The organism is Mucilaginibacter sediminis (assembly GCF_051903035.1).
GTDB lineage: Bacteria > Bacteroidota > Bacteroidia > Sphingobacteriales > Sphingobacteriaceae > Mucilaginibacter.
Genome location: NZ_CP170602.1, coordinates 6,712,141 through 6,733,468, shown reverse-complemented (window position 1 = coordinate 6,733,468; position 21,328 = coordinate 6,712,141). Strand labels below are relative to the sequence as shown.

At 43.2% G+C, this 21,328-nt stretch carries 18 protein-coding genes; 7 read left to right on the top strand and 11 right to left on the bottom strand.

Translation table 11 applies throughout. The annotated features are described in order from the left end of the window. Positions 1-140: 140 nt before the first annotated feature. The 5 genes from ACFGVS_RS28140 to ACFGVS_RS28120 all read left to right on the top strand — a co-directional run bounded on the left by ACFGVS_RS28140 (position 141) and on the right by ACFGVS_RS28120 (position 6,038). Positions 141-2,285, top strand: coding sequence for an FUSC family membrane protein (locus ACFGVS_RS28140; protein WP_439696489.1), 2,145 nt, complete (start codon positions 141-143; stop codon positions 2,283-2,285). A 380-nt stretch (positions 2,286-2,665) separates the two neighbouring features. Beyond that, the gene (locus ACFGVS_RS28135; protein WP_439696488.1) at positions 2,666-4,429 is read left to right on the top strand and encodes an ATP-binding protein; all 1,764 of its coding nucleotides are present in this window, start codon (positions 2,666-2,668) and stop codon (positions 4,427-4,429) included. Between the two features lie 88 nt (positions 4,430-4,517). Continuing rightward, entirely contained in the window at positions 4,518-5,393 is an 876-nt protein-coding gene (locus ACFGVS_RS28130) for an AraC family transcriptional regulator (protein WP_090648101.1), read from the top strand. A 13-nt stretch (positions 5,394-5,406) separates the two neighbouring features. Further along, positions 5,407-5,820: a DUF983 domain-containing protein gene (locus tag ACFGVS_RS28125; RefSeq protein ID WP_274209257.1), complete on the top strand. Its 414-nt coding sequence runs from the start codon at positions 5,407-5,409 to the stop codon at positions 5,818-5,820. A gap of 68 nt (positions 5,821-5,888) precedes the next feature. Next, positions 5,889-6,038 (top strand): hypothetical protein, encoded by a 150-nt coding sequence (locus ACFGVS_RS28120; protein WP_177183799.1) that lies wholly within the window; start codon positions 5,889-5,891, stop codon positions 6,036-6,038. 106 nt (positions 6,039-6,144) lie between these two features. Here ACFGVS_RS28120 and ACFGVS_RS28115 read toward each other — a convergent pair whose 3' ends face one another. The 3 genes from ACFGVS_RS28115 to ACFGVS_RS28105 all read right to left on the bottom strand — a co-directional run bounded on the left by ACFGVS_RS28115 (position 6,145) and on the right by ACFGVS_RS28105 (position 9,291). Next, positions 6,145-6,474 (bottom strand): hypothetical protein, encoded by a 330-nt coding sequence (locus ACFGVS_RS28115; RefSeq protein WP_090648089.1) that lies wholly within the window; start codon positions 6,472-6,474, stop codon positions 6,145-6,147. Positions 6,475-7,044: 570 nt separating this feature from the next. Then, on the bottom strand, positions 7,045-8,883 hold the full coding sequence (locus ACFGVS_RS28110) for an ABC transporter ATP-binding protein (protein WP_439696487.1): 1,839 nt from the start codon (positions 8,881-8,883) through the stop codon (positions 7,045-7,047). A gap of 105 nt (positions 8,884-8,988) precedes the next feature. Further along, the gene (locus tag ACFGVS_RS28105; RefSeq protein WP_439696486.1) at positions 8,989-9,291 is read right to left on the bottom strand and encodes a hypothetical protein; all 303 of its coding nucleotides are present in this window, start codon (positions 9,289-9,291) and stop codon (positions 8,989-8,991) included. Positions 9,292-9,538: 247 nt separating this feature from the next. On the opposite strand from ACFGVS_RS28105, the gene ACFGVS_RS28100 reads away from it, so the two are divergent. Continuing rightward, positions 9,539-10,183, top strand: a complete 645-nt coding sequence (locus ACFGVS_RS28100; protein ID WP_274209260.1) for an HAD family hydrolase — start codon at positions 9,539-9,541, stop codon at positions 10,181-10,183. On the opposite strand, the gene accC is transcribed toward ACFGVS_RS28100, so the two are convergent. The 7 genes from accC to ACFGVS_RS28065 form a co-directional block, all read right to left on the bottom strand. Continuing rightward, entirely contained in the window at positions 10,184-11,665 is a 1,482-nt protein-coding gene (gene accC, locus ACFGVS_RS28095; protein WP_439696485.1) for an acetyl-CoA carboxylase biotin carboxylase subunit, read from the bottom strand. It lies immediately after the preceding gene. Between the two features lie 677 nt (positions 11,666-12,342). Continuing rightward, positions 12,343-12,879, bottom strand: a complete 537-nt coding sequence (locus tag ACFGVS_RS28090) for a c-type cytochrome (RefSeq protein ID WP_274209262.1) — start codon at positions 12,877-12,879, stop codon at positions 12,343-12,345. Positions 12,880-13,153: 274 nt separating this feature from the next. Further along, on the bottom strand, positions 13,154-13,984 hold the full coding sequence (locus tag ACFGVS_RS28085) for an SDR family oxidoreductase (RefSeq protein ID WP_439696484.1): 831 nt from the start codon (positions 13,982-13,984) through the stop codon (positions 13,154-13,156). A gap of 216 nt (positions 13,985-14,200) precedes the next feature. Next, positions 14,201-15,202 (bottom strand): Hint domain-containing protein, encoded by a 1,002-nt coding sequence (locus ACFGVS_RS28080; RefSeq protein ID WP_439696483.1) that lies wholly within the window; start codon positions 15,200-15,202, stop codon positions 14,201-14,203. A 122-nt stretch (positions 15,203-15,324) separates the two neighbouring features. Next, positions 15,325-16,494 carry a pyridoxal phosphate-dependent aminotransferase gene (locus ACFGVS_RS28075; RefSeq protein WP_439696482.1) on the bottom strand — a complete coding sequence of 390 codons (1,170 nt, stop codon included), beginning with the start codon at positions 16,492-16,494 and terminating at the stop codon, positions 15,325-15,327. 166 nt (positions 16,495-16,660) lie between these two features. Further along, positions 16,661-18,244 carry an FAD-dependent oxidoreductase gene (locus ACFGVS_RS28070; protein ID WP_439696481.1) on the bottom strand — a complete coding sequence of 528 codons (1,584 nt, stop codon included), beginning with the start codon at positions 18,242-18,244 and terminating at the stop codon, positions 16,661-16,663. Between the two features lie 201 nt (positions 18,245-18,445). Then, complete coding sequence (locus ACFGVS_RS28065) at positions 18,446-19,120, bottom strand: hypothetical protein (RefSeq protein WP_439696480.1); 675 nt, start codon at positions 19,118-19,120, stop codon at positions 18,446-18,448. 73 nt (positions 19,121-19,193) lie between these two features. On the opposite strand from ACFGVS_RS28065, the gene ACFGVS_RS28060 reads away from it, so the two are divergent. Further along, positions 19,194-20,207, top strand: a complete 1,014-nt coding sequence (locus tag ACFGVS_RS28060; protein WP_369829655.1) for a threonine aldolase family protein — start codon at positions 19,194-19,196, stop codon at positions 20,205-20,207. 159 nt (positions 20,208-20,366) lie between these two features. Here the strand turns inward: ACFGVS_RS28060 and ACFGVS_RS28055 are convergent, their stop codons facing one another. Next, on the bottom strand, positions 20,367-21,299 hold the full coding sequence (locus ACFGVS_RS28055) for an Rpn family recombination-promoting nuclease/putative transposase (RefSeq protein WP_439696479.1): 933 nt from the start codon (positions 21,297-21,299) through the stop codon (positions 20,367-20,369). Positions 21,300-21,328 lie beyond the last annotated feature (29 nt).

Below are 21,328 nucleotides of genomic sequence, written 5' to 3'. Positions count from 1 at the left end.
AATATTTAATTATTGTAAATTTACAGTGCATTTTGGGTGCAAAAAAAGCGTAAATGAAAACATAATATCAGTTTCAACAAAAAACCAATCATAAAAGTATTCATCGTAGCTTTATTGCCGGTAAAAACGGACAAAAAATAATGAAATTTAACACCCGCGAAATCAACAGTTTCTTTTACAGTCAGTATTTTTCTGATGGTTTACGGATCTCGGCTGGCATCCTGCTGCCCTCGCTTTTGTTATTGGAGTTTGACAAATTTGATCTTGGGCTTACCCTATCATTAGGGGCGTTATGCATTTGTGTTATTGATACCCCCGGCCCGGCAACCCACAAGCGCAATGCCATGGCAATTGGCAATTTGTGCCTGCTCATTGTAGCAGTTACCACGGGTTTTGCACGCCTTAATATTTACACCCTGGGGCTCGAAATTACTTTATTCTCTTTCCTGTTCAGCATGTTTACGGTTTATGGCAACAGGGCTGCGTCTGTTGGTACATGCAGCTTGCTCATCATGATATTTATGATGGATAAGGCCCTGGCCCCGTCAGATGTATTGCTGTACAGCCTGCAAATACTGGCAGGGGGGGTATGGTACATGTTATTTAGCCTCATCTTCTTCGGCATCCGGCCTTACCGGGCTGCACAGCAAACCCTTGGCGAAAATGTGGCTGACATTGCCAAATTCCTGCGCATTAAAGCCGAATTTTACAATCCTGAAAGCGATATTGACGAAAATTACCGCAAGTTGGTAAGCCAACAGATACAGGTAAGCCAGCACCAGGATGCCGTGCGCGAATTGTTATTTAAAAGCCGCCTGGTGGTAAGGGAATCGACCCCATCAAGCCGGATCCTGGTTTTAACATTTGTTGACCTGGTAGATATGTTTGAGCAGATTATGGCTACGCACTATGACTATTACCAGATGCGCGAAAAGTTTAAGGATACCGGCGTATTGAACGAGATAGCACGCATTATTTACCATATGGCCGATGAACTTGACGATGTGGCCTATATTGTATTATCAAACACCCGCCACCGCCATGTGATGGATTTTAACCTGGAGCTTGAAAAGCTAAAATTAAAAATAGACGCAATAGGTAAAGATCAGCAGGAAACAAGCACATTGGTGTTAAAAAAGGTGCTCATCAACCTGCGTAACCTTACCGAAAGTATTAACAACATTTACAACTACTATAATTCAAAAACCTTATTAAAATCCACAGAAATAAAGGGTGAAGTAGAGTACTCCCAGTTTGTAACCCACCAGGATTATGCACCACATATTTTCTTTGATAATTTCACATTCGGGTCGGGCGTTTTTAAACACGCGTTGCGGGTATCGCTGGTTTGTTTGGTTGGCTTTATAACAGCCAAAACCATAGCACAGGGCCACCATAGTTATTGGGTATTACTAACTATCATTGTAATATTAAAACCGGGTTTCAGCCTATCCAAACAGCGCAATTACCAAAGGCTGATAGGCACCATCGGCGGCGGCGCAATTGGCATACTCATCTTGAACTTTATACCCGATAGCACCGTTCAGTTTATATTGCTTACCATATTCATGATAGGCGCATACAGCTTTCAGCGGCTAAACTATGTAGTCAGCGTTATTTTCATGACGCCTTATGTGCTTATTTTGTTTAAGTTTTTAGGCGTAGGCCTTTTAAATGTTGCCCAGGAACGAATCCTGGATACCGTGATAGGCTCATCTATCGCATTTATTGCCAGTTACCTCATTTTTCCAACCTGGGAATTTGAGGTGATTGAGGAAACCCTGCGGGATGTGGTAGCGGCCAATATTAAATACCTGATTACCATTGCCGAAAGTTTATCGGGCAAAACCATAGGAACTACCGCTTTCAAGCTGGCCCGTAAGGATATCTATGTAAAATCGGCCAACTTATCGGCTACTTTTGAGCGCATGACATCCGAGCCCAAAAGCAAGCAGCGTAACGTAAAAGAGGTGCACAAATTTGTGGTACTTAACCATATTTTATCATCGTACATAGCCGTTATACAAGCGGGGCTGGTAAAAAATGCGCAACGACCGCACCCCGAGGCACTGCGGTTGCTCAAAAAAAACATATCAGTACTTAACGAAAGCAACAAAAAACTGCATGGCCAAAGCATCGATTTTAACATAGGTAAAACCGCGCCGACCACCGAAATTGACAAACCCGAACTTACTGCCGACGAAAACCTACTAAAAGAGCAACTGGGTTTTATCAATAAAATAAGCTATGATATTGCGAAGGTGACGGATAGCATTTTAAAATAGTATCAAGTAGTTAGTATCAGGTATCAAGATTTTTTTTGCTTTTTTCCGCTGCTTGTGTCCTCACAAGCAGCTACCCGTAATGTCCAATTTAACAGCGCAAACTCACAACTCCAGTCTTGATACTTGATACTAACTACTTGATACTAATCCTACGTTACGCCATTGGCCGGTATCCGCGCCGATCCTAACGCAAATTTGTCTGAATCTGAATTAACCGAATTAAAGAATTTCCAGAATTGCCCACCTTGTTGGTCAAATTTACCTCACTACTCACTACTCACTACTAATTATTTTTTATTCAAAAAAAAAATCGCTTATTTAACCTATCTTTTTGACACTTTATCACGTATAAATTCCTTATAATTAATTATTTATTTTAAATGGAAAAGCTGAAACAAATTATTGGTTATGGCGATCCAGCTTTATCGCTCGAGAATAAACTTTTTAATGCCATAGCCTTATTCATTTGTCTTGATAACGTCATATCCATTATTATTAATGTTTTTTTGGGATTTAGCTGGGGGCTGATATTGGCTAATCTTTTTTTACTAATCTTTTCTGCATTTGCATATTATCAAAGCCGTTTTGTACACTATAGTGAAAAAAAAGTTTACATTTTTATTGGCTTTGGTATTGCCGCGATATTCCCCGGTTGGTTTTACAACGGGGGTATCAGCGGATCAACCACCCAGATAGGCATCTTTTTAATTGTATTGATAACGTTATTAATAAAACAACGTTACCACTATATCTTCATCGCCTTGTTGTGTGTTGTATTTGTTACCTGTTATCAGTTAGAAAAAATACATCCCGAATGGGTAACAGGTGCCGCCAACAAAGCATCTGCCGAATTTGACTTGATAGCATCTGCCGTTATTAATATAATAGTAGTTGGTCTATTAATAGGCTTTATTAAAAAAAGCCACGAAAGCGATAAACGGGATTTAATTAAAAAAAGCGAGCAATTGCAACAATCGCAAATTGAACTCAGGTTGTCAAAAGAAGAAGCCGAAGCCGCCACCTTTGCCAAATCAAACTTTTTGGCCAATATGAGCCATGAAATACGGACACCATTAAACGGCATAATCGGTGCTTCGCAATTACTATCACGATCGGCGCTTACACCAGAGCAGCATGAGCTATTGCAAACCCTGCAATCAAGCGGTCACATCCTCATCAATATCATCAGCGATATTTTAGATATCTCCAAAATAGAGGCCGATAAGCTAACCATTACCCCGGTTACTACCAACATCAGGCATTGCGTTAAAACTATTATCGATATCAGCCAGCCCGGCATTACCAACCTGCGCAAACCCATCAACCTGAGCTACCATGTAGATGATAATGTATCGCAATTTGTTAAGGTTGACGAAGGCCGCCTGCAACAAATTTTGGTAAACCTGATAGGCAATGCCATTAAATTTACCGATGAAGGCGCCGTTACGGTAACCGTAAAAGGATCCCAAATAAAAGATGGGGTACAAGACCTCAGCTTCCGCGTAAAGGATGATGGCATTGGCATCAGCCAGGAATCATTAACGCAATTATTTAAGCCATTTACCCAGGTAAATACAACGGCGTTGCGCAAATATGGCGGCACCGGCCTTGGTCTGTCCATCTGTAAAAAGCTGGTCGAACTGATGGGTGGCAAAATATGGGCCATCAGCAAGGAGGCCGAAGGGTCGTTATTTATTTTTAATTTGCCTTTAAGGGTTGCCAATGGCGAATTACCGGCCGACGTAAAAACAGATAACAAAGAAGTATTCCAATACCGCCCGCTAAAAATTCTCCTGGCCGAAGACAATAAAATGAACCAGCTGATTGCAAGCAAAATTTTCAAAAAGGTTGGTTATAGTATAGATATTGCCGAAAATGGCCGGGAAGCAATCCTGATGAGCGACAAGCAGCATTACGATCTCATATTTATGGATGTACAGATGCCTGAAATGGACGGGTTACAGGCTACACGTACCATTATAAAAAAGCAGGGCAAACATGCGCCGCCTATCATTGCCATGACGGCCAATGTTTTAAGCGAGGATGAAAATGAATGTACCATGGCTGGCATGAAAGATTTTGTAAGCAAGCCTTTTACCTTTGAGCGGTTGGAGAATGTGATTCAGAAATGGACTAAAGCTTAATAGATCAAAATAAAAAAATCAGTAAATAGTACCATTCAAACTATGTACAGTACCATTAAAGCGGTGGTATTGTGTGTAGCTTTGAATTATGATACAAAGCATTCCTATTTATGATATTTGTTCCCTGTCCGACGTTCGGCAGGACGATCTGCTGGTAAGCCGGTTTGCGCCGTATCTTGATAGTCATAAAAGTCTGTTTTTTCCGCATAGGCACTCGTTTTATCACCTGGTACTATTTACCCATGGTGCAGGTACGCACAGCATCGATTTTGAACGCTTTGACGTAAAGCCAGGCCAAATATATTTCATGGTTCCGGGGCAGGTGCACTCCTGGCATTTTGAGGGGTTTACAGATGGCTACATCATTAATTTTTCGGAAGCTTTTATCCAGTCGTTTTTATTACAACCGGGATACCTGGATGGTTTTTCGTTTTTTAACGGCAATTTAAACGATGCCGTTGTTAATTTACCTGCCAATAGCTTTGCCACTGTAAAAGAACTGTTTGAGCGCATCATCAATGAAATAAGCAGCCCTGCACCATCTGGCAGCGATATGGTGCGTTTGCTGATGTTACAAATTTTTATCCTTGTAAACAGGCTTAATAATAACCCGGTTACTGCCGGTAAACTAACCTACAACCAAACATTGCTTAAAAATTATCAAAAATTAATTGAACAGCATTACGCCGATATTAAGCTGCCAAAAGATTATGCCGAACTGCTGTACATCACCCCAAACCACCTTAATGCCGTTTGTAAGGACTTATTGGGTTTATCGGCCGGCGAACTGATCCGCAACCGCACTTTGCTGGAGGCTAAGCGCTTGCTTACCAATCCGCAGTTGAGCATAAGCGACATTTCATTCAGGTTGAATTTTAGCGACAACTCCTACTTTACTAAATTTTTCAAAAAAACAGAAGGCGTTACCCCCGAAGAATTTCGCAAACAAATATTAACATCTTAAACTGGATAACATTATGGAAACTACCCAATATAAATTAGCAGCCTGGCCCGCCATAGTACATGCAAAATGCCCCCGTTGCCGCCGTGGCGACTTGTTTGCCAACAGTATGTATGGCTTTAAGGGTCAGGTGATGAACAAAACCTGCACGCACTGCGGCCTTGTTTATGAACGGGAACCCGGGTATTTTTATGTGGCTATGTTTGTGAGCTATGCCCTAAACGTTGCCGAAATGGTTACCCTTGCCGTGGCCATTAGTGTTTTAACCGGCAGCAGTAACCCCTGGCTGTATTGTGCCATTATATTAAGTGTGGCTGTAGTATTATCGCCGTTTAATTTCAGGTATTCAAGGGTGATACTGCTCCACTGGCTTACTCCTGGGTTACATTACCATCCCGAAATGAGCAAGGATAATTTTGTACATCATTAAACCCTGCGTAGCGCTTTCTGTCAAAATTACAACAGTCCACATTTACCGCGACTTTAATTTTTTGAGTTATGAAAGCAAGAATAGAAACCATAAAAACCGACATGTACAAAGTATTTATAACTGGCAATGCCGATAATGTGCAATTAGCCAAAGCCTACTTTTTACTCGCCATTCCCGTGTTAAGCATATTTTTTACATTTGGGCATTTTAAATACTAAGAGCTGCCGGGCAACTTGCAAAAACAAGACAGCCGGTACATTGCTATACCGGCTGCTTGCAACTGTTTCCCTAACTAAATTAAACTAAAAAATTAACTGAATCGAACTATTTGAATTTTTGGGGCAGGCTAAATTGATTGAATACTACTTGAAAATTGTCCAGGTATGAGTACTTTTTATAGACCTGTTTTTGTTTGCCATTAACCGCGTAAAAAAGATATGACTGTGTGTTATCCTTTAAGCCTGTAAGCACAAACAGGCCGGTTTGGTCGGCAGCTATTGTTGAATCATGCACAGGGCTATCATCGTCGGGCTCCGGCGATGTAAATTCATCTGTTTGCGATTGAACCTGAGGATCGGATGCAAAAACACTGGCACATGCCAATAGTACGAGTGATGCTATCACGAAGAATAAAAAATGGTAAAAAAGTTTCATAGCGATAGGCAGATTAAATTCGGGACTTAGGTATTAAATAAATGTTACATCAAAGATACGGCTTGACATTTAAAAAACACACGGTGTTTTCACTGAAAATGCATACGTAGTTTTACGCAATTTTCAAGATAAATGGGATTTATCAATATTTTTTATAGCTAAACCCAGCAAATTTTGAATTCTTTGTAACATACATATTACAATCATTAGTCATTAGTCATTAGTCATTAGTCATTAGTCATTAGTCATTAGTCATTAGTCATTAGTCATTATGGAAAGCTGCTTTGACGAAGATTGTTTTAACTATTTAACATAATCCAACTCACAACTCACAACTCACAACTCACAACTCACAACTCACAACTCACAACTCACAACTCACAACTCACAACTCACAACTCACAACTCACAACTCACAACTCACAACTCACAACTCACAACTCACAACTCACAACTCACAACTCACTACTCACTACTCACTACTCACAACTCACTACTCACTACTCACAACTCACTACTCACTACTCACTACTCACAACTCACAACTCACTACTCACTACTCACTACTCACTATCTATATCCCGCCGCCTGCAAATCAAACAGTTCGGCATAGCGGCCGCCTTTCAGGAGCAGTTCTTCGTGGCTGCCAATTTCAGCAAGCTCGCCTTTTTCGAGTACCAATATTCTGTCGGCCATACGCACGGTGCTAAACCTGTGCGAGATCAATACTGCCGACCGGCCTTTGGTGAGTTCGGCAAAGCGTTCAAAAACATTGAATTCGGCGCGGGCGTCGAGGGCCGAGGTTGGCTCGTCTAATATTAGTAACTGGGCATCGCGCATATAAGCGCGGGCAAGGGCAACCTTTTGCCATTCGCCGCCAGACAGCTCAACACCGTCGGCAAAGCGTTTACCCAGTTGCTGGTCATAAGCGCCGGGTAGTTTGGCAGCCAGTACATCGGCCAGGCTTTGGCGGGCCGAGTGTTCTATCAGCGGCCGGTTATCCCGTTCGCTTATTTTACCCACGGCAATGTTTTGTGCAAAACTCATTTGGTATCGCAAATAATCCTGGAAGATAATGCCTACGTTAAGCCGCAAATCGGCCAGGTCATATTCGCGCAGGTCGATGCCATCTAATAAAATGCGGCCCTCAGTAGGGTCATATAACCGGGCTAATAATTTAACCAGGGTGGTTTTGCCGGCCCCGTTCTCCCCTACCAGCGCCAGCTTTTCGCCGGGGTACAGGGTAAAACTAAGGTGCCTGTTGGCCCATTTATCGGAGTTGAGGTACCTGAACCCAACATCCTCAAAAGTAAAGCCACGCCGAATAGTTTCAGGAAATGGCAGGCCACTTACCGAAAGTTTAATTTTAGGCTCGATCTCAAAAAATTCAAAAAAATCGCGCAGGTAAATAGCCCCCTGCGATACGGCTGTAAAGCGGGTGAGTATTCCCTCGAGCAAAGCCCGCAACTGCCTGAACGAACCTGCCAGGAAAGCCAGTTCGCCAATGGTTACACTGCCTTGTACCGCGCGGACAATAATCACCACATAAGCGCCGTAATAGCCAAGGCTGCCCAGCATGGCAAAAAACGTACCCCATAAGGACCGGTTGATGGCCAGCCGCTTATTATCAGTATAAAATTTATTCGAAAGCTGTTTAAAGCGGTCGATGATAAACCCCGAAAGATCGAATATTTTTACCTCCTTGGCCGTTTCGTCGCTGGCGCCCAGGTAGCGGATATAATCCAGTTCCCGCCTTTCGGGCGTTTGGCCGCGGGTAAGGGCATAGCTCCGGTCGTTAAAGTACGATTCGCCTAAAAAAGCGGGGATAATGGCTATAAGGAGCAATATTATAAGCCATGGGTTAAAGGCCATCAACCCTACCGCCAAAAAGCCCATGGTTATTAAATCCTGCACCTGGCTCATTACCTGCGATAGTAATATGGTGCGCCCGACGGTTTGCTGCCGTGCGCGTTCCAGTTTATCGTAAAACACCGAATCTTCAAACTGATCAAGATCCAGCGTTGCGGCGTGCGACATGATTTTTACGGATGTGTGGTTGCTAAATAAATCGCCAAGCAGGCTATCCATCAGGGTAATTGCGCGGCTTAACGCATCGGTTAATATCGCCAAAGCAAACTCAAGCCCTACCAGCTCCCAAAGCTGGGCCATATCTTTTACCTGGCTGTGGCTTATGGTAACCACCTTATCAATAATAAGCTTGCCCACGTACAGCAGACCAAGCGGCATGGCCGAGCGGGCAATACGCAACAGGGCGTTAACTACAGTCATCCAGCGGTTGGTTTGCCATACCAACCTAAAAAAGGCAGGCAGGTTGCGCAACGCGTCGAAACGTTCTTTTAAGGTTATTTTGTTGTCGATGGTATTTTTGGGCGGGCGGTTGGTATTCAATATAAAATGTTCCTTTGTTTAATGTATTTAAACAAATTTACTCAATTGGTAAGGCATTAGTGTACAGATGGGATATTTGTGAGGGGTGGATGACAATAGTACACTTCATAGAGCAATCCGCTTTATCAATTTATAGGTTGATAAAGCCCGTTTAATTTTCATTTGTGTTTGCAGGCACTCCATTACTGTAAACAAAATAAAAATGGCTAAAGTCGTACTGAGGATTATCAGCCCGGCATAATGCGGGTCGTTTTTATCGGTCGACATCGTATTAGCAGCAATACCGCCAATAATTAATACCAAAACACCAAATGAACGGTTACTTATACTAAGCCGGCAAACGCAGTTACCTCTTTTAATCGCCATGTAAAAAATCAGCTTGGGCACAAACCTGTCAAACCGCGACATTAAACGGGTATAATTGATGCCGCTTTTATCTATTTGCCTCGCAAAAAATTGGTTGCCAATTTTGGGTTGAAACCCGGCAAACTTACCCGTTCTTCAGAAAACTTATTTAAAGCTGCTTCCAGTATGGCAGTGTCTTCCGGGTTAAAACTAATTTTTTTAAAATAGACCATCTTTTTATAATCTAAATATAAAATAAATCAACGCCATCTGCCGCGCAGAAAAATAATCTGCTACTTTTGCCGCCAATATGGATAATTCATTAAAAAACACATTCGACAGCATAATTTTTGATTTGGACGGAACTCTTTGGGATAGCACTGCAAACGTGGCGCTGGCCTGGCAACACGCGCTTAACCAGGTTGATTATTTGAACGAAGATATGACCGTTGAACGCGTAAGATCAATTACCGGTATGACCTATGATGCTATATTTGATAAGCTATTCCCTGCCCTGAGTGATGAACAGCGCAAAGAAGTACAAGCCCTATGCGCTGTGAGCGAACTGGAAATATTGCATAAAAAAGGCGGTGAACTTTACCCGGAGCTGGAAGAAACCCTGAAATACCTGGGCGCAAAATACAAACTATACATTGTGAGCAATTGCCAAAATGGGTATATTGAGGTATTCCTGGATTTAAATAACATGCACCCTTACTTTTTGGCGCACCAATGCTTTGGCACCAAAGGTAACCCCAAGGCAGATAATATTAAGGATATTGTGAACGATCATGGCCTGCAGGCCCCTGTTTACGTAGGCGATACCATGGGCGATTACACATCGGCAACAAAGGCAGGTGTACCATTCATTTTTGCAAGCTATGGCTTTGGGGTTGTACCCGATGGTATGGTGGCTACGGTGGATAACTTTGCTGAACTGACGGAACTTTTATAGCTACAACCGGCTCCTGTTTTTTACCCAATTACTGGTTTCAGCAGTAACGTGGGCCGTCACAGTAGCTTTCCGGTTGCCAAGCAATTGCTCCATCAATATCGCGGCAATCCTGGCTTCATCTTCATTCCCGGTTTGCAATACATCGGCGTTGAAGTACTTTTTTACAAAATGGGTATCAAAATTACCCGATATAAAAGCCTCGTGCTGCATTACAAATTTGCCAAAGCCCAAAGTGGTTGTAATACCGGTTATCTGGTATTCGTCAATTGCCCTTATCATGCGTTCTATGGCCTCGGTACGGTCTTTACCATAGGTAATCAGCTTGGCTATCATCGGGTCGTAATAAATGGGAATTTCCATACCTTGCTCAAAACCATCATCAACCCTTACCCCCGCCCCTTTTGGCGTAATATAAGTTTGCAGGGTGCCAATATCCGGCAGGAAATTATTGGCCGGGTCTTCGGCATAAACTCTTAGTTCTATCGCATGGCCGCGAATTTGCAAATCGTCCTGTTTAAAGCTGAGAGGCAAGCCACGGGCTATATTAATTTGCTCCTTTACCAGGTCAATCCCGGTAATCAATTCTGTAACCGGGTGCTCAACCTGCAAACGGGTATTCATCTCCAGGAAATAAAAGTTGAGTGCATCATCCATAATAAACTCCACCGTGCCGGCCCCCGTGTAGTTTACAGACCTGGCCACATCAACCGCGCATTTGCCCATTTGCGCCCTTATGGCCGGGGTAAGCACTTTTGAAGGTGCTTCTTCAATCACCTTTTGATGGCGGCGCTGTACCGAGCAATCGCGCTCAAACAGGTGCACAATATTACCGTGCGTATCGCCCAGAACCTGGATCTCGATATGCCTTGGCGACGAAACATACCGCTCAATAAATACCGATCCATCGCCAAAGGCCGAAGTTGCCTCAGATACGGCTAACTGCATTTGCTCTTCAAAATCACCGGGACCGTCAACTATACGCATGCCTTTACCGCCACCGCCTGCAGCTGCTTTTATTAGTATAGGAAAGCCAACTTCAACTGCACGTTTTTTTGCCTCGACTACATCGGTTATAGCTTCTTCGGTACCGGGCACCATGGGGATATTGTACTTAAGCGCTGCCGCTTTGGCCGATAGCTTATTGCCCATAATCTCCATGGCCTCGGGCGATGGCCCTATCAAGATAAGGCCTGCCTGGCGCGCCAGTTTTGCAAAAGCAGCATTCTCGCTCAAAAAACCGTAACCTGGGTGAATAGCTTCGGCACCAGTTTTTATGCAGGCGGCTATAATTTTTTCGCCAACAAGATAAGATTGATTGGATGGTGCAGCGCCAATATGCACAGCTTCATCAGCATAGCGCACATGTAATGCATCACGATCCGCATCCGAATAAACGGCAACAGTTTTAATGCCCATTTCGCGGGCCGATCTCATTACCCTTAAAGCTATTTCGCCCCGGTTGGCTACCAGTATTTTTTGCATAAAACAAATGTAACTGATTTAACGGTTGACCGTCGGGAAAATTTAGGATGTTGGTAAATGCTTTCGATAAACGAACAATGGCATCGGCTTAAATAAAAACCCAGATATAATAATATATAGCAATGAATTCTTAATACCCAATACTTTTAATATCCAACGCCACGGCTTTTAGTCTTCTTATACGGGACTAAACGTACTGCGCCTGATATTTAAATCGGCCTTGATTTTTCATCCCAAAAGCATTTTTAGAGAAACGAACCAGAGAATTCAGCTCCGTTTTTACCGGCCAGACCTATCAAGCCTGTAGCTTTTACGGCTACAACGATAACAAACATAATGTTTAAGCGGTAACCAGAAAAAAAGAGTTTTAACCAATGGGCCTCTTTTTATGCGGGATATACCAACATTGCCACAACCACGGCAACGCAGCTCTTTTTGGGCGGCCAAGGGTTTTATTTTTGCAATGTTATCAATACCGTTTTTTGTATCTAATTCGGCTGTCATAATGTGAGTTAATTAAGGGGTACTTTCAAACCCTAAAATAGTCAAAAAAATGTGAATTTATAATGAATATTTGCCGGCAATAGTAAAAAGGGTATTTTTAGCTTATTATACAACTATTTTTCGTTTTTGGCCAAATAAAAAGGCCTGTGATTGATATCACAGGCCTTTTTATATTATTCCTTTTTATCAGGTGCTGGTGTACCTGCGGGTGGAGAACCAGGCTGTCCGTTTGGCGGCGGACCACCGGGGCCAACACCAGGGGCACCCGGAGGAGGGCCGCCCGGGCCACGACCTGCAGGCAATGTTACTTCGGGATGGGCAGTGCCACGATGGCAGCTGTAACAGTTAACTCCCGATTTTAATGTTAAGCCTAATGAGTCTTTTTTAGCATCAAAATATTTCTCGTTGATTTTGTTCATCATCTTGAACATATCGCGCGCCATTTTCTTTTCTGGTTTGGCATCGTTTGCCCAGTCCATTTGTTTTGCGGCTTCATCACGTACGTGGCAAAAGTTGCAATGCACACCCAACGAGTGTTCCCACTCTTCCATTACATCATGCAATTGATCTTTGGTGATGTTTTTGGGTAATACTTTCAGGTTTTTCCAACCCGGCTCATCGGCTTTTTTGGGTGTCATCGATGTCATGGCACCTATTACCACTACCGACATGAGGCCAAGGGTAACTAATATTTTTTTGTTTACCAGCATAATTGTCATATTTAAGTCATCTAATGTAGATATTAAGTTTGAATGTTACAACTTTTAAAATGACGTTTATTTGGTAACTTTTTAGATACAGAGTAGTAGATGTGCAGATTTCAAATTTGCAGATATGCAGATGAGGAATTTATCAATGTACAGATTTCAGATGTGCAAATATGCAGATGAGGAATTAGTGAATGTCCGGATTTCAAATATTCAAATGAGAATTTAATCATCCATCTGAAATCTGCACATTTGAAATTTGCATATCTGCACATCGTCAAAGGCTCAATTTCTCGCTGATAGCCCAAAGTTTGTCGCGGGCAGCGGTATCTGTGGCGATGGCAGATGTTTTGGCAATTTTTTTCTTTTTAAAATAGCCGCCGTTATATTTATCAAGGCGCGGCGCGGTTGCCAGGAATACGGTAGTTGCCGCCCCTTGCTGTGCGCTGATCATAAACGGGCGAATCAGGGTGGTCATCAGTTTGCCCAGCCCTTTAAAATCATCCCAAAAGTGGGTATTTACCACACCCGGATGCAACGAAAATGCGAGAACACCCTTATTGGCAAATTTTGAGGCTAACGATTGTGTAAAATAGATATTGAACAGTTTATTCATCCCATAAACTTTCCATGAATTGTATGATCGCTCGCATTGCAGATCATCAAACTGTGGGGTACCACGTTTATGTGCTTCTGAGCTAACGTTGATAATGCGTGCCTGCCCTTTTTGAAGCAGCGGCATCAGCATGTTAGTCAATAAAAAATGCCCGAGGTGGTTAATGGTGAAGGTTAATTCAAAACCATCTTTACTTAGCTCACGTTCCGCAAAAATACCGCCTGCGTTGTTGATAAGCGTGTTGATGGCAAATAACTTGCCGGATAATTCGGCAGCGGCATCGCGCACGGTTTGTAAATCGGCCAGGTCGCATTTAATAACATGCACTTCCTTGTTCCCGGTTTCGTTAATTAAATAGGTTTTGAGTTCATCGCCTTTTTGCATGTTGCGCACCAACAGGTAAAGTGAATGCCCCTGCCGGGCCAATGAAAGCGCGGTTTCTTTCCCAATGCCCGATGTAGCACCTGTAATAACGGTTGTTTTTATTGCCATTCCCCCCAGCCCCCTAAAGGGGGAGCTTTTGATTGGCAAGATAGAGGTTTTTTGTTAAGGAATTAAGGTTGACTTAATATCGAACACCGAATATCCAATTTCGAATAATGAAGGAAAAACTTCGGTGTTGGATATTCGAAATTCAGTGTTCGATATTATTTTCCACTTCTGTTTTTCTTAACTTAATGACATTGGGGGGGAGGATTTGGGTAGAGTTTACTTCTGCATCACCATAACGCCGTTCATCAGCAGGGTGCTGCCGCCATCGGCTACTATGTTGTAAACTTTTTGGATACCGCCGCCATTTTCTGTTTTTTGAAGTACAGTAAAGGCTTCATATTTGCCGGTTTGATCGTTAAGGCAAAGCACTTCCTGGCCGGTAGCTATCTCGCCCATTTTTAGGCTGCCCTGTTTGGTAAGCATCGGGTGGTTTGGCGTGGCCTGCAATACTTTGGTATTCAGATTTACCAACCTACCTGTCCTGGTGTTTTTAACATCTGCAGCAACAAGCACCAGGCGTGTTAACGCGTAATTTTTTGCTTCATGGGTGGTTAACTCTTTTACTTTAACTACCGAACTTTTATTGGTGGCCGGGTCAATGGTAATTACTTCATCGCCGCTTTTTATCGTGCTCAGCATTTTTTTGCCTCCATTTGCCATGGTTACCATCTCATCGCCAGGGAAACAAATATCGTTACCGTAAGTAGCCGATTCTTCCTTCATATCCTTGCCGCCGTTCAGCACTTTATATTGCTGAAAACTTACTTCTTTTGACAATACATACGATAGCTTCAGAATAAAATTGGTTTCAACCTTGTTAATATTGTCAATATCTAAAAAGTACTTTTCCCATACTTTGCCATCGGCAGTAAAATCGGGCACCAGGGCTTTATATAATTTGCCTTTTTCGTTGGTATAAAACACCATCAGCCCAATTTCCTGCATACCTTCCTTAGCTATCAGCTTATAAAGGTCGACACGTTTTTTCAGCCCGTCAGATCCGGTGATAAAATACGGTTTCCGGTTTTCATACCTGTCCAGTACGTAGGCGTTCTCAAATTTCACATATGTATCCTTATCCAGATCGGCAATGGTAAAAGTTTGTGCTTTGTTGTACTCATCCATAGTAAGCGGACGAGGATTTACCGCCGCTGTTGTTTGCGCACGGCTTAAATAAATAGAACCGGTTAAAAGTATTGTTAATGTTAGTTTACGCATAAAGCCCCCTCTAAATCTCCCCCTGAAGGGGGAGACTTTGATCTTGTTAGTATTTTTATTTAAAGTTTGATAAATGTAATTTTTAAAGCCCTCTCCCTTTAGGGGAGGGTTTGGGTGGGGCTTTAACTTAGTTGTTTAAACGCCTCGGCAAAAGCTTCCATTTCGTCCATGCGGCCAATGCTTACACGGCACCACTCTTTACCGTTAAACTGCCAGCTGCGTACGCCTACGCCGCGTTTCATCATTTCGCTTACAAATTTTTTGCTGTCCATTTTTAGCGGGAACATTACAAAATTGGCCGATGACGGGATGTATTCGTAGCCTTCTTTTTTTAACACCGAGTACAAATACTCTTTTGATGCCAGTGTTTTTTCTAAAGCTTCTTTCAAAAATGCCTCCTCACGATAACCGGCAATAGCGCCTGCAATGGTTGTAGCCGAAAGGGAGAAACCTGTTGTATAATTAGATAAGGCCTTAATAGTATCCGGCTGAGCCACGATATACCCGCAGCGCAGGCCGGCAAAACCATATAGTTTAGAGAATGTACGTGCAACTATAATATTGCTGCCGGCTTTCATGGTGCTTATCATCGAGGCGCCCTTAGGATCGGGCAGGTAATCGATGTAGGCTTCATCAACAAAAACCGTAACCTTTTTAGATACCCGCTCGCAAAAGGCTTTTAATTTGGCGGTATCTAATATAGTCGCGGTTGGGTTATTTGGGTTACAGATATAAACCAGCCCCGTGTTAGCGTCGATTTTGGCCTCCATGGCGTCCAAATCAAGTTTATAGTCGGCGGTCAATGGTACTTTAACCCATTTGCCTTCCAGTCTTTCGGCATGCGATGGCAGGTCGTCATAAGATGGATCGCCGGTGATAATGCTTTTTCCGCCCTTGCTGTAATACATGGCGGCGGCCAATAATAATGGTGATGAGCCGGATTCCATTAGGACGTTACCGGATGAAATTCCCTCATAGCTGGCAATTTTATCGTAAAGCACCCCCATTGATTGCATTGGGTATTGGTAACCCAGGTCGATAGCTTCCTGGATTGCTTTTTTTGCGGCGGGTGATGGGCCAAATGGGTTTTCATTAGCCAGTAAGCGGGCTTTTAATACCGGTGGCGCATCTGCTATGGCATCCATATCGGTAAAGCGTTTAGCCAGCGGGGCCAGCTTCTTAGCAACCGGCATAGCGGCCAGCTTACTAATTGTCCCCGAAAAGAAGGCCAGTCCCCCGGCCATAAGTGCGCTGGACTTGATCCAGTTTCTGCGGTTAAGTGAGTTTGCCATTTTTTTAAGTATCAAGTAGTTAGTATCAAGTATCAAGACTGATGATCCTGACACATGACAGATTTATTTATCTTGTAGTATTATAGTTTTAACCAATTCAATCTTAGTCCAGAAACATTTTCCACTCCCCTACAGCTGTCTTGACTCTTGATTCTATTTCCAAAACCTATTTTACCGCTGGGTAGCTTGCGCGACCTTCAGTCACCCTGGCATGCAGGGCAGCCACTGTACTGCGGGCCGATTCAAATGCGCCGGCCATCCATGCGTTCAGATAGGTTAGGTGTTCGCCGGCAAAGTATACCTGTTTATCGGGCTTTAATAGCACCGGGTATTGTGTTTTGCGTGTTTCGGTGCTGTAAACAGCCCATCCGCCTAAATTGTATTTTGTTTTGTGCCAGCTAACTGAAAAAGACCCTTCAAATTCCTTATCATATTGGGGGTGGATAAGCCTGCCTTTTTCCAGCGCAAACTTCTCACGCTCGGCATAACCTAAAGCGCCGATTTTCTGGGCTTTTTCGTTAAAATTGTAATAGCCAATCAAGATACCCTTTTTTCCTAAATAATCATAAGATGGGTAAAAAATTTGTGTTAAATCGTTGTTGGTGTGGGTAATACCGCCGTATATATGCTCATCCTCCTCCCAAAACCTGCGTTTAAACTGCAAACCTATTTTACCTGTTTGTATATAGCTGATATAATCGATAGCCCGGCTAACATCGCCCGAGAAATTGTTGTTTACGTTACTTAAAACAGGCAGTGGTAAAGTGCAAATACACGTATCGCCGGTTAACTCATGAACGCCCGTGGCATCTTTATAAGTAATTTTTACCCCCTCGGCCAGGTTATTGATCGAAGTAACTTCAGCACCCTTTTTTACAGATGGCGCTACCTTTTTTTCAAGAGCTTTGGCAATCTGATCCATACCCCCAACGGCCTGGAACATGGTCATCTGCAATTCGTAGGTATATTCAGCCACGTTGTAAAAATCAGGATCCATGAGGCCCGAATGCAGGATATCGGCCAGTTTATGCGGCTCGGCAATTTTGCCGGGCCGGTCTCCCGCCCCTGGCGATTCGGTATAACCCCTTCTGGCAGATGCCTTATACAGTTTATCTATATCAAGACCTCCTTCGGCTTGCAGGTAGGCAATTATCTTTTCGCCGTCCTCTTTGGTCATGGCGCTATCCAAACCGCCATGATCGATGCTTTTGGCCAGCATTTCGGTCATATAACCCCGGATATCGTTATGAATTTCGCGTACACGGACTTTTTTGTTAGAGAGCGGGCCTTTGCCTTCGGCAAAATAATAAGCGCCCTCATTAACGTTGTTGTACACCTGTATAGGTACACCAAGCTCTTTACAGTAATGCAGCGTTAACTCGTGATGATGCGGAATGCGCGACGGGCCTGCGTTAAAGTAAAGGCCATCATCAAATTTGGCAATAACAGCGGGTTTGTCAATCTCCTGGTTAGTTGCGCCGTTGCGGATACTCCAGCAGCGGCCGCCGGTACGCTGGCGGGCCTCCAGTATGGTGCATTGATAGCCCAATTTATTAAGCTCATAAGCGCAGGTCATGCCGGCAAGGCCCGCTCCTAATATAATAATGTGTTTGCCCTTGCCATCGCCCTCCAAATTAAAGGCGTGCGCGGGAGCGGGTTTTAGCATGCCCAATGCCAACATAGCGGGATAAGCCCCACCAGCCAGCATAGCACCCTTACCCAAAAAATCTCTGCGGGTAATTGTTTTCAATAAGATCAGCTTTTATGTTTTACAATTATGTAAGGCTTAAAGATAGTTTTTTAAATGATTTAATAAAAGATATGGCATAATTTTTTAATTATGATAATATCCACGGGCTTAGTATGGATTATTTGAAAAACAAGACGGTTCAATAAAAAAGGTCGCTCCTTTTGGGAACGACCTGTAATTTCAAACGTTTTATTAACCGGTTTACTGCGCCGGCTGCCCTTTATGTGCAGCTACCGATTTGTTGTAGTAGTCAAGCAGCTTATCTATATTTTTGAGGTTATACTTGTGCTGTTTAATGCTTTCAACCACCTGCTCTTCGTCGCCCAATATCTCTGCCATAATATCTTCAAAGTTGGCATCGGTTATGCGCTGCATATCGGCGGTACTTTCGCCAAAATAGTAGGTTGTTTTTGAGCTTTTGCCACTGCCGCCATTACCACCGCCGCCGCCAAGCGAAACACCTACGCCACCGCCAAGGCCGCCACCGTAGCCGCCACTGCCATAGCCCATAGCTACACCCGGCGAAAAATGTACACCGCCGCCACCGCCTGTTGCGCCTTTGGCCGCATATAGTTTAAGTGGCTCGTCCAATACTACCTGTACAAAATCGGTTTCCTCTTTGCTCCAGTCTTCGTTGCGTGGGGCGTGGGCAACCACAAAGCTATCCTTACCTGCCACAAACGAGCGGATATCACTGGCGCTTAGTTTATAGGGGTTTGTTTTTTCGTCGTCTTTAAACTCAATAAAGCCTTCATCTTTAATAGGGCCTTTGCCGCCGGAGTTTACGCGGATAAAACCGGTACTGCGGTTACCTTTTACATCGGTAAAAGCACCCGACTGCCATTTTTGCGATTTTGCTGATACAAAACACAGCATAAAAAATAAAATGATTAAAATTGAGCGCATAACAAGTATAAAATACAAAGAACGTAATTTTTAGATATTTAATATGATGACTGTTGATTTACGCAGCGACACCGTTACCAAACCAACTCCCGGCATGCTGGAAGCCATGTGGAGCGCCAAAGTTGGCGATGATGTTTTTGGCGAAGATGAAACCATAAACGCCCTGGAAGAAAAAGCGGCCGCCATGTTTGGAATGGAAGCGGGAATTTTTTGTCCATCGGGTACTATGACCAACCAGATAGCTATTAAATGCTTTACCCAGCCGCTGGATGAGCTGATTGCCGATCAAACCGCTCACGTGTACCGTTATGAAGGTGGCGGTATTGCCTTTAACTCCGGAGTATCTACCCGTTTACTGAACGGCTACCGCGGCATTATCACAGCCGAAATGATTGAACCGGAAATAAATGCCGAAAACATTCACTACCCCCATACCAGTTTGGTGGTGTTAGAAAACACGGTAAACAAAGGCGGTGGCAGCTGCTATACTTTAAATGACATTAAACCAATAGCTCAGCTTTGCCATGCCAGAGATCTAAAACTCCATTTGGATGGCGCCCGTATTTTTAACGCCCTTACCCATACCGGCGATAAGGCTGTTGATTACGGAACTTATTTTGATGGCATTTCTGTTTGCTTATCTAAAGGGCTTGGCGCGCCGGTTGGCTCGGTTTTACTGGCTGATAAGGCCACTATTAAATACGCGCGCCGCATTCGTAAGGTAATGGGTGGCGGTATGAGGCAGGCGGGCTTCCTTGCAGCGGCGGCTATATATGCATTGGACCACCATGTAGAACGCCTGAAAATAGACCATGCCCACGCTCGCATTTTGGGCGAAGAACTGGCTAATTTAAGCTGGGTAAGCCATGTAATGCCGGTGGAAACCAATATTGTACTATTTGATACTGTAGAACCCGCCAAAGCAGTACTGGCCAAACTGGCCGAAAAAGGCATTAAAGCCAGCGATACTGATAAACACCGCATCCGTTTTGTAACACACTTAGATGTACATGCGGATCAGGTGGAATATTTGGTTGGGGTGCTGAAGGGAATGTAATTTTGAATGGTGAATAGTGAATGTAATGGGATGGGCCTAAGCCACTCATTATTCACTTTGATGCCTTGTCGGCACATTATTCTTCCCAACTTTTTGAAGGCTTTAAAACAACAAAAGCCCTTTTAGGGCTCTGCTGCTATACTTTATCGACGTTATCAATTAAAGTTTTTCTATTTCCTCAACAGAAAGTTTAGTGGTTTTTGCAATGAACTCAGAAGTCAGGCCTTCTTTTTTAAGTTCACGGGCTATGGTAATTGCTTCTTCCCGTTTACCTTCCTGCTTGCCTTTTTGAATGCCTTTTTCAATACCTTTTTGAATACCTTGCTTCTCGGCCCTATCTAATAAAAGTTCTTCAATGCCCATAGTGGTACTCCTTTCTGTTAAGTTTTTAACCTCTTGTTCAAATTTAGTATTTATATCCGGGTTTTCAAAGCGCACATAATATTTCAAAAAATTCATTAATACCCTGATCTTTTCTTTTGCAATTTGCCTTGTTAACAGCAACTTAGCTAACTTGAGCTTTAAAGCAAACAAAAGCTCATCTTTTTCGTCGGTGTCCTTAATATTTTTACCAGCGAGCGCGGCTTTTACAGTCAATACTACCAACGCAAAAGGGTTATCACTGGCCATTAATTCCCCGTCACTTTGGCTGGCTATTTTATAGGTATTAAAAGTATATCGCAAACTTGTACCCATAAAGTCTAAGGTAAAATGATCCGGCCGTTCTTTTGTGTTCGCCTCGGTAAAGATGGCATATGCAACTATAGGTTTTTGATACTTATCCAATATCCGGTAAAAGTAGGTAAACATACGACTACCAAAATCCTTTTGATATTGACCCTGCACCTCGATATGTACCAAAATCCATTCCTCGTTGCCGCTTTTGGTAAATACCTTAACCAGTTTATCAATTACTTTCGGAGAATACTCGTCCTTCTCCGGCGGGAAAACCTGCTCCAGCTCTTTATCCAAAAATTCAAACCCTTTATCAAAGTCGAAAATATCCGAAGCATCAGGATTAAGAAAGCATAAAAAATCGTCAAAAACATCTTCGAGAATCCCTTTCCAAAGGATGTCGTCTTTTCTTCTCATTAAACAATAATATAAAATACTCACCGGCA

Bases quoted from the DNA above. Each gene is read 5' to 3' on its own strand.
- ACFGVS_RS28060 (WP_369829655.1), top strand. From the start codon at position 19,194: ATGATGACTGTTGATTTACGCAGCGACACCGTTACCAAACCAACTCCC.
- ACFGVS_RS28080 (WP_439696483.1), bottom strand. From the start codon at position 15,202: ATGCGTAAACTAACATTAACAATACTTTTAACCGGTTCTATTTATTTA.
- accC (WP_439696485.1), bottom strand. From the start codon at position 11,665: ATGCAAAAAATACTGGTAGCCAACCGGGGCGAAATAGCTTTAAGGGTA.
- ACFGVS_RS28135 (WP_439696488.1), top strand. From the start codon at position 2,666: ATGGAAAAGCTGAAACAAATTATTGGTTATGGCGATCCAGCTTTATCG.
- ACFGVS_RS28125 (WP_274209257.1), top strand. From the start codon at position 5,407: ATGGAAACTACCCAATATAAATTAGCAGCCTGGCCCGCCATAGTACAT.
- ACFGVS_RS28085 (WP_439696484.1), bottom strand. From the start codon at position 13,984: ATGGCAATAAAAACAACCGTTATTACAGGTGCTACATCGGGCATTGGG.
- ACFGVS_RS28105 (WP_439696486.1), bottom strand. From the start codon at position 9,291: ATGTCGCGGTTTGACAGGTTTGTGCCCAAGCTGATTTTTTACATGGCG.
- ACFGVS_RS28100 (WP_274209260.1), top strand. From the start codon at position 9,539: ATGGATAATTCATTAAAAAACACATTCGACAGCATAATTTTTGATTTG.
- ACFGVS_RS28115 (WP_090648089.1), bottom strand. From the start codon at position 6,474: ATGAAACTTTTTTACCATTTTTTATTCTTCGTGATAGCATCACTCGTA.
- ACFGVS_RS28065 (WP_439696480.1), bottom strand. From the start codon at position 19,120: ATGCTGTGTTTTGTATCAGCAAAATCGCAAAAATGGCAGTCGGGTGCT.
- ACFGVS_RS28130 (WP_090648101.1), top strand. From the start codon at position 4,518: ATGATACAAAGCATTCCTATTTATGATATTTGTTCCCTGTCCGACGTT.
- ACFGVS_RS28090 (WP_274209262.1), bottom strand. From the start codon at position 12,879: ATGCTGGTAAACAAAAAAATATTAGTTACCCTTGGCCTCATGTCGGTA.
- ACFGVS_RS28120 (WP_177183799.1), top strand. From the start codon at position 5,889: ATGAAAGCAAGAATAGAAACCATAAAAACCGACATGTACAAAGTATTT.
- ACFGVS_RS28055 (WP_439696479.1), bottom strand. From the start codon at position 21,299: ATGAGAAGAAAAGACGACATCCTTTGGAAAGGGATTCTCGAAGATGTT.
- ACFGVS_RS28075 (WP_439696482.1), bottom strand. From the start codon at position 16,494: ATGGCAAACTCACTTAACCGCAGAAACTGGATCAAGTCCAGCGCACTT.
- ACFGVS_RS28140 (WP_439696489.1), top strand. From the start codon at position 141: ATGAAATTTAACACCCGCGAAATCAACAGTTTCTTTTACAGTCAGTAT.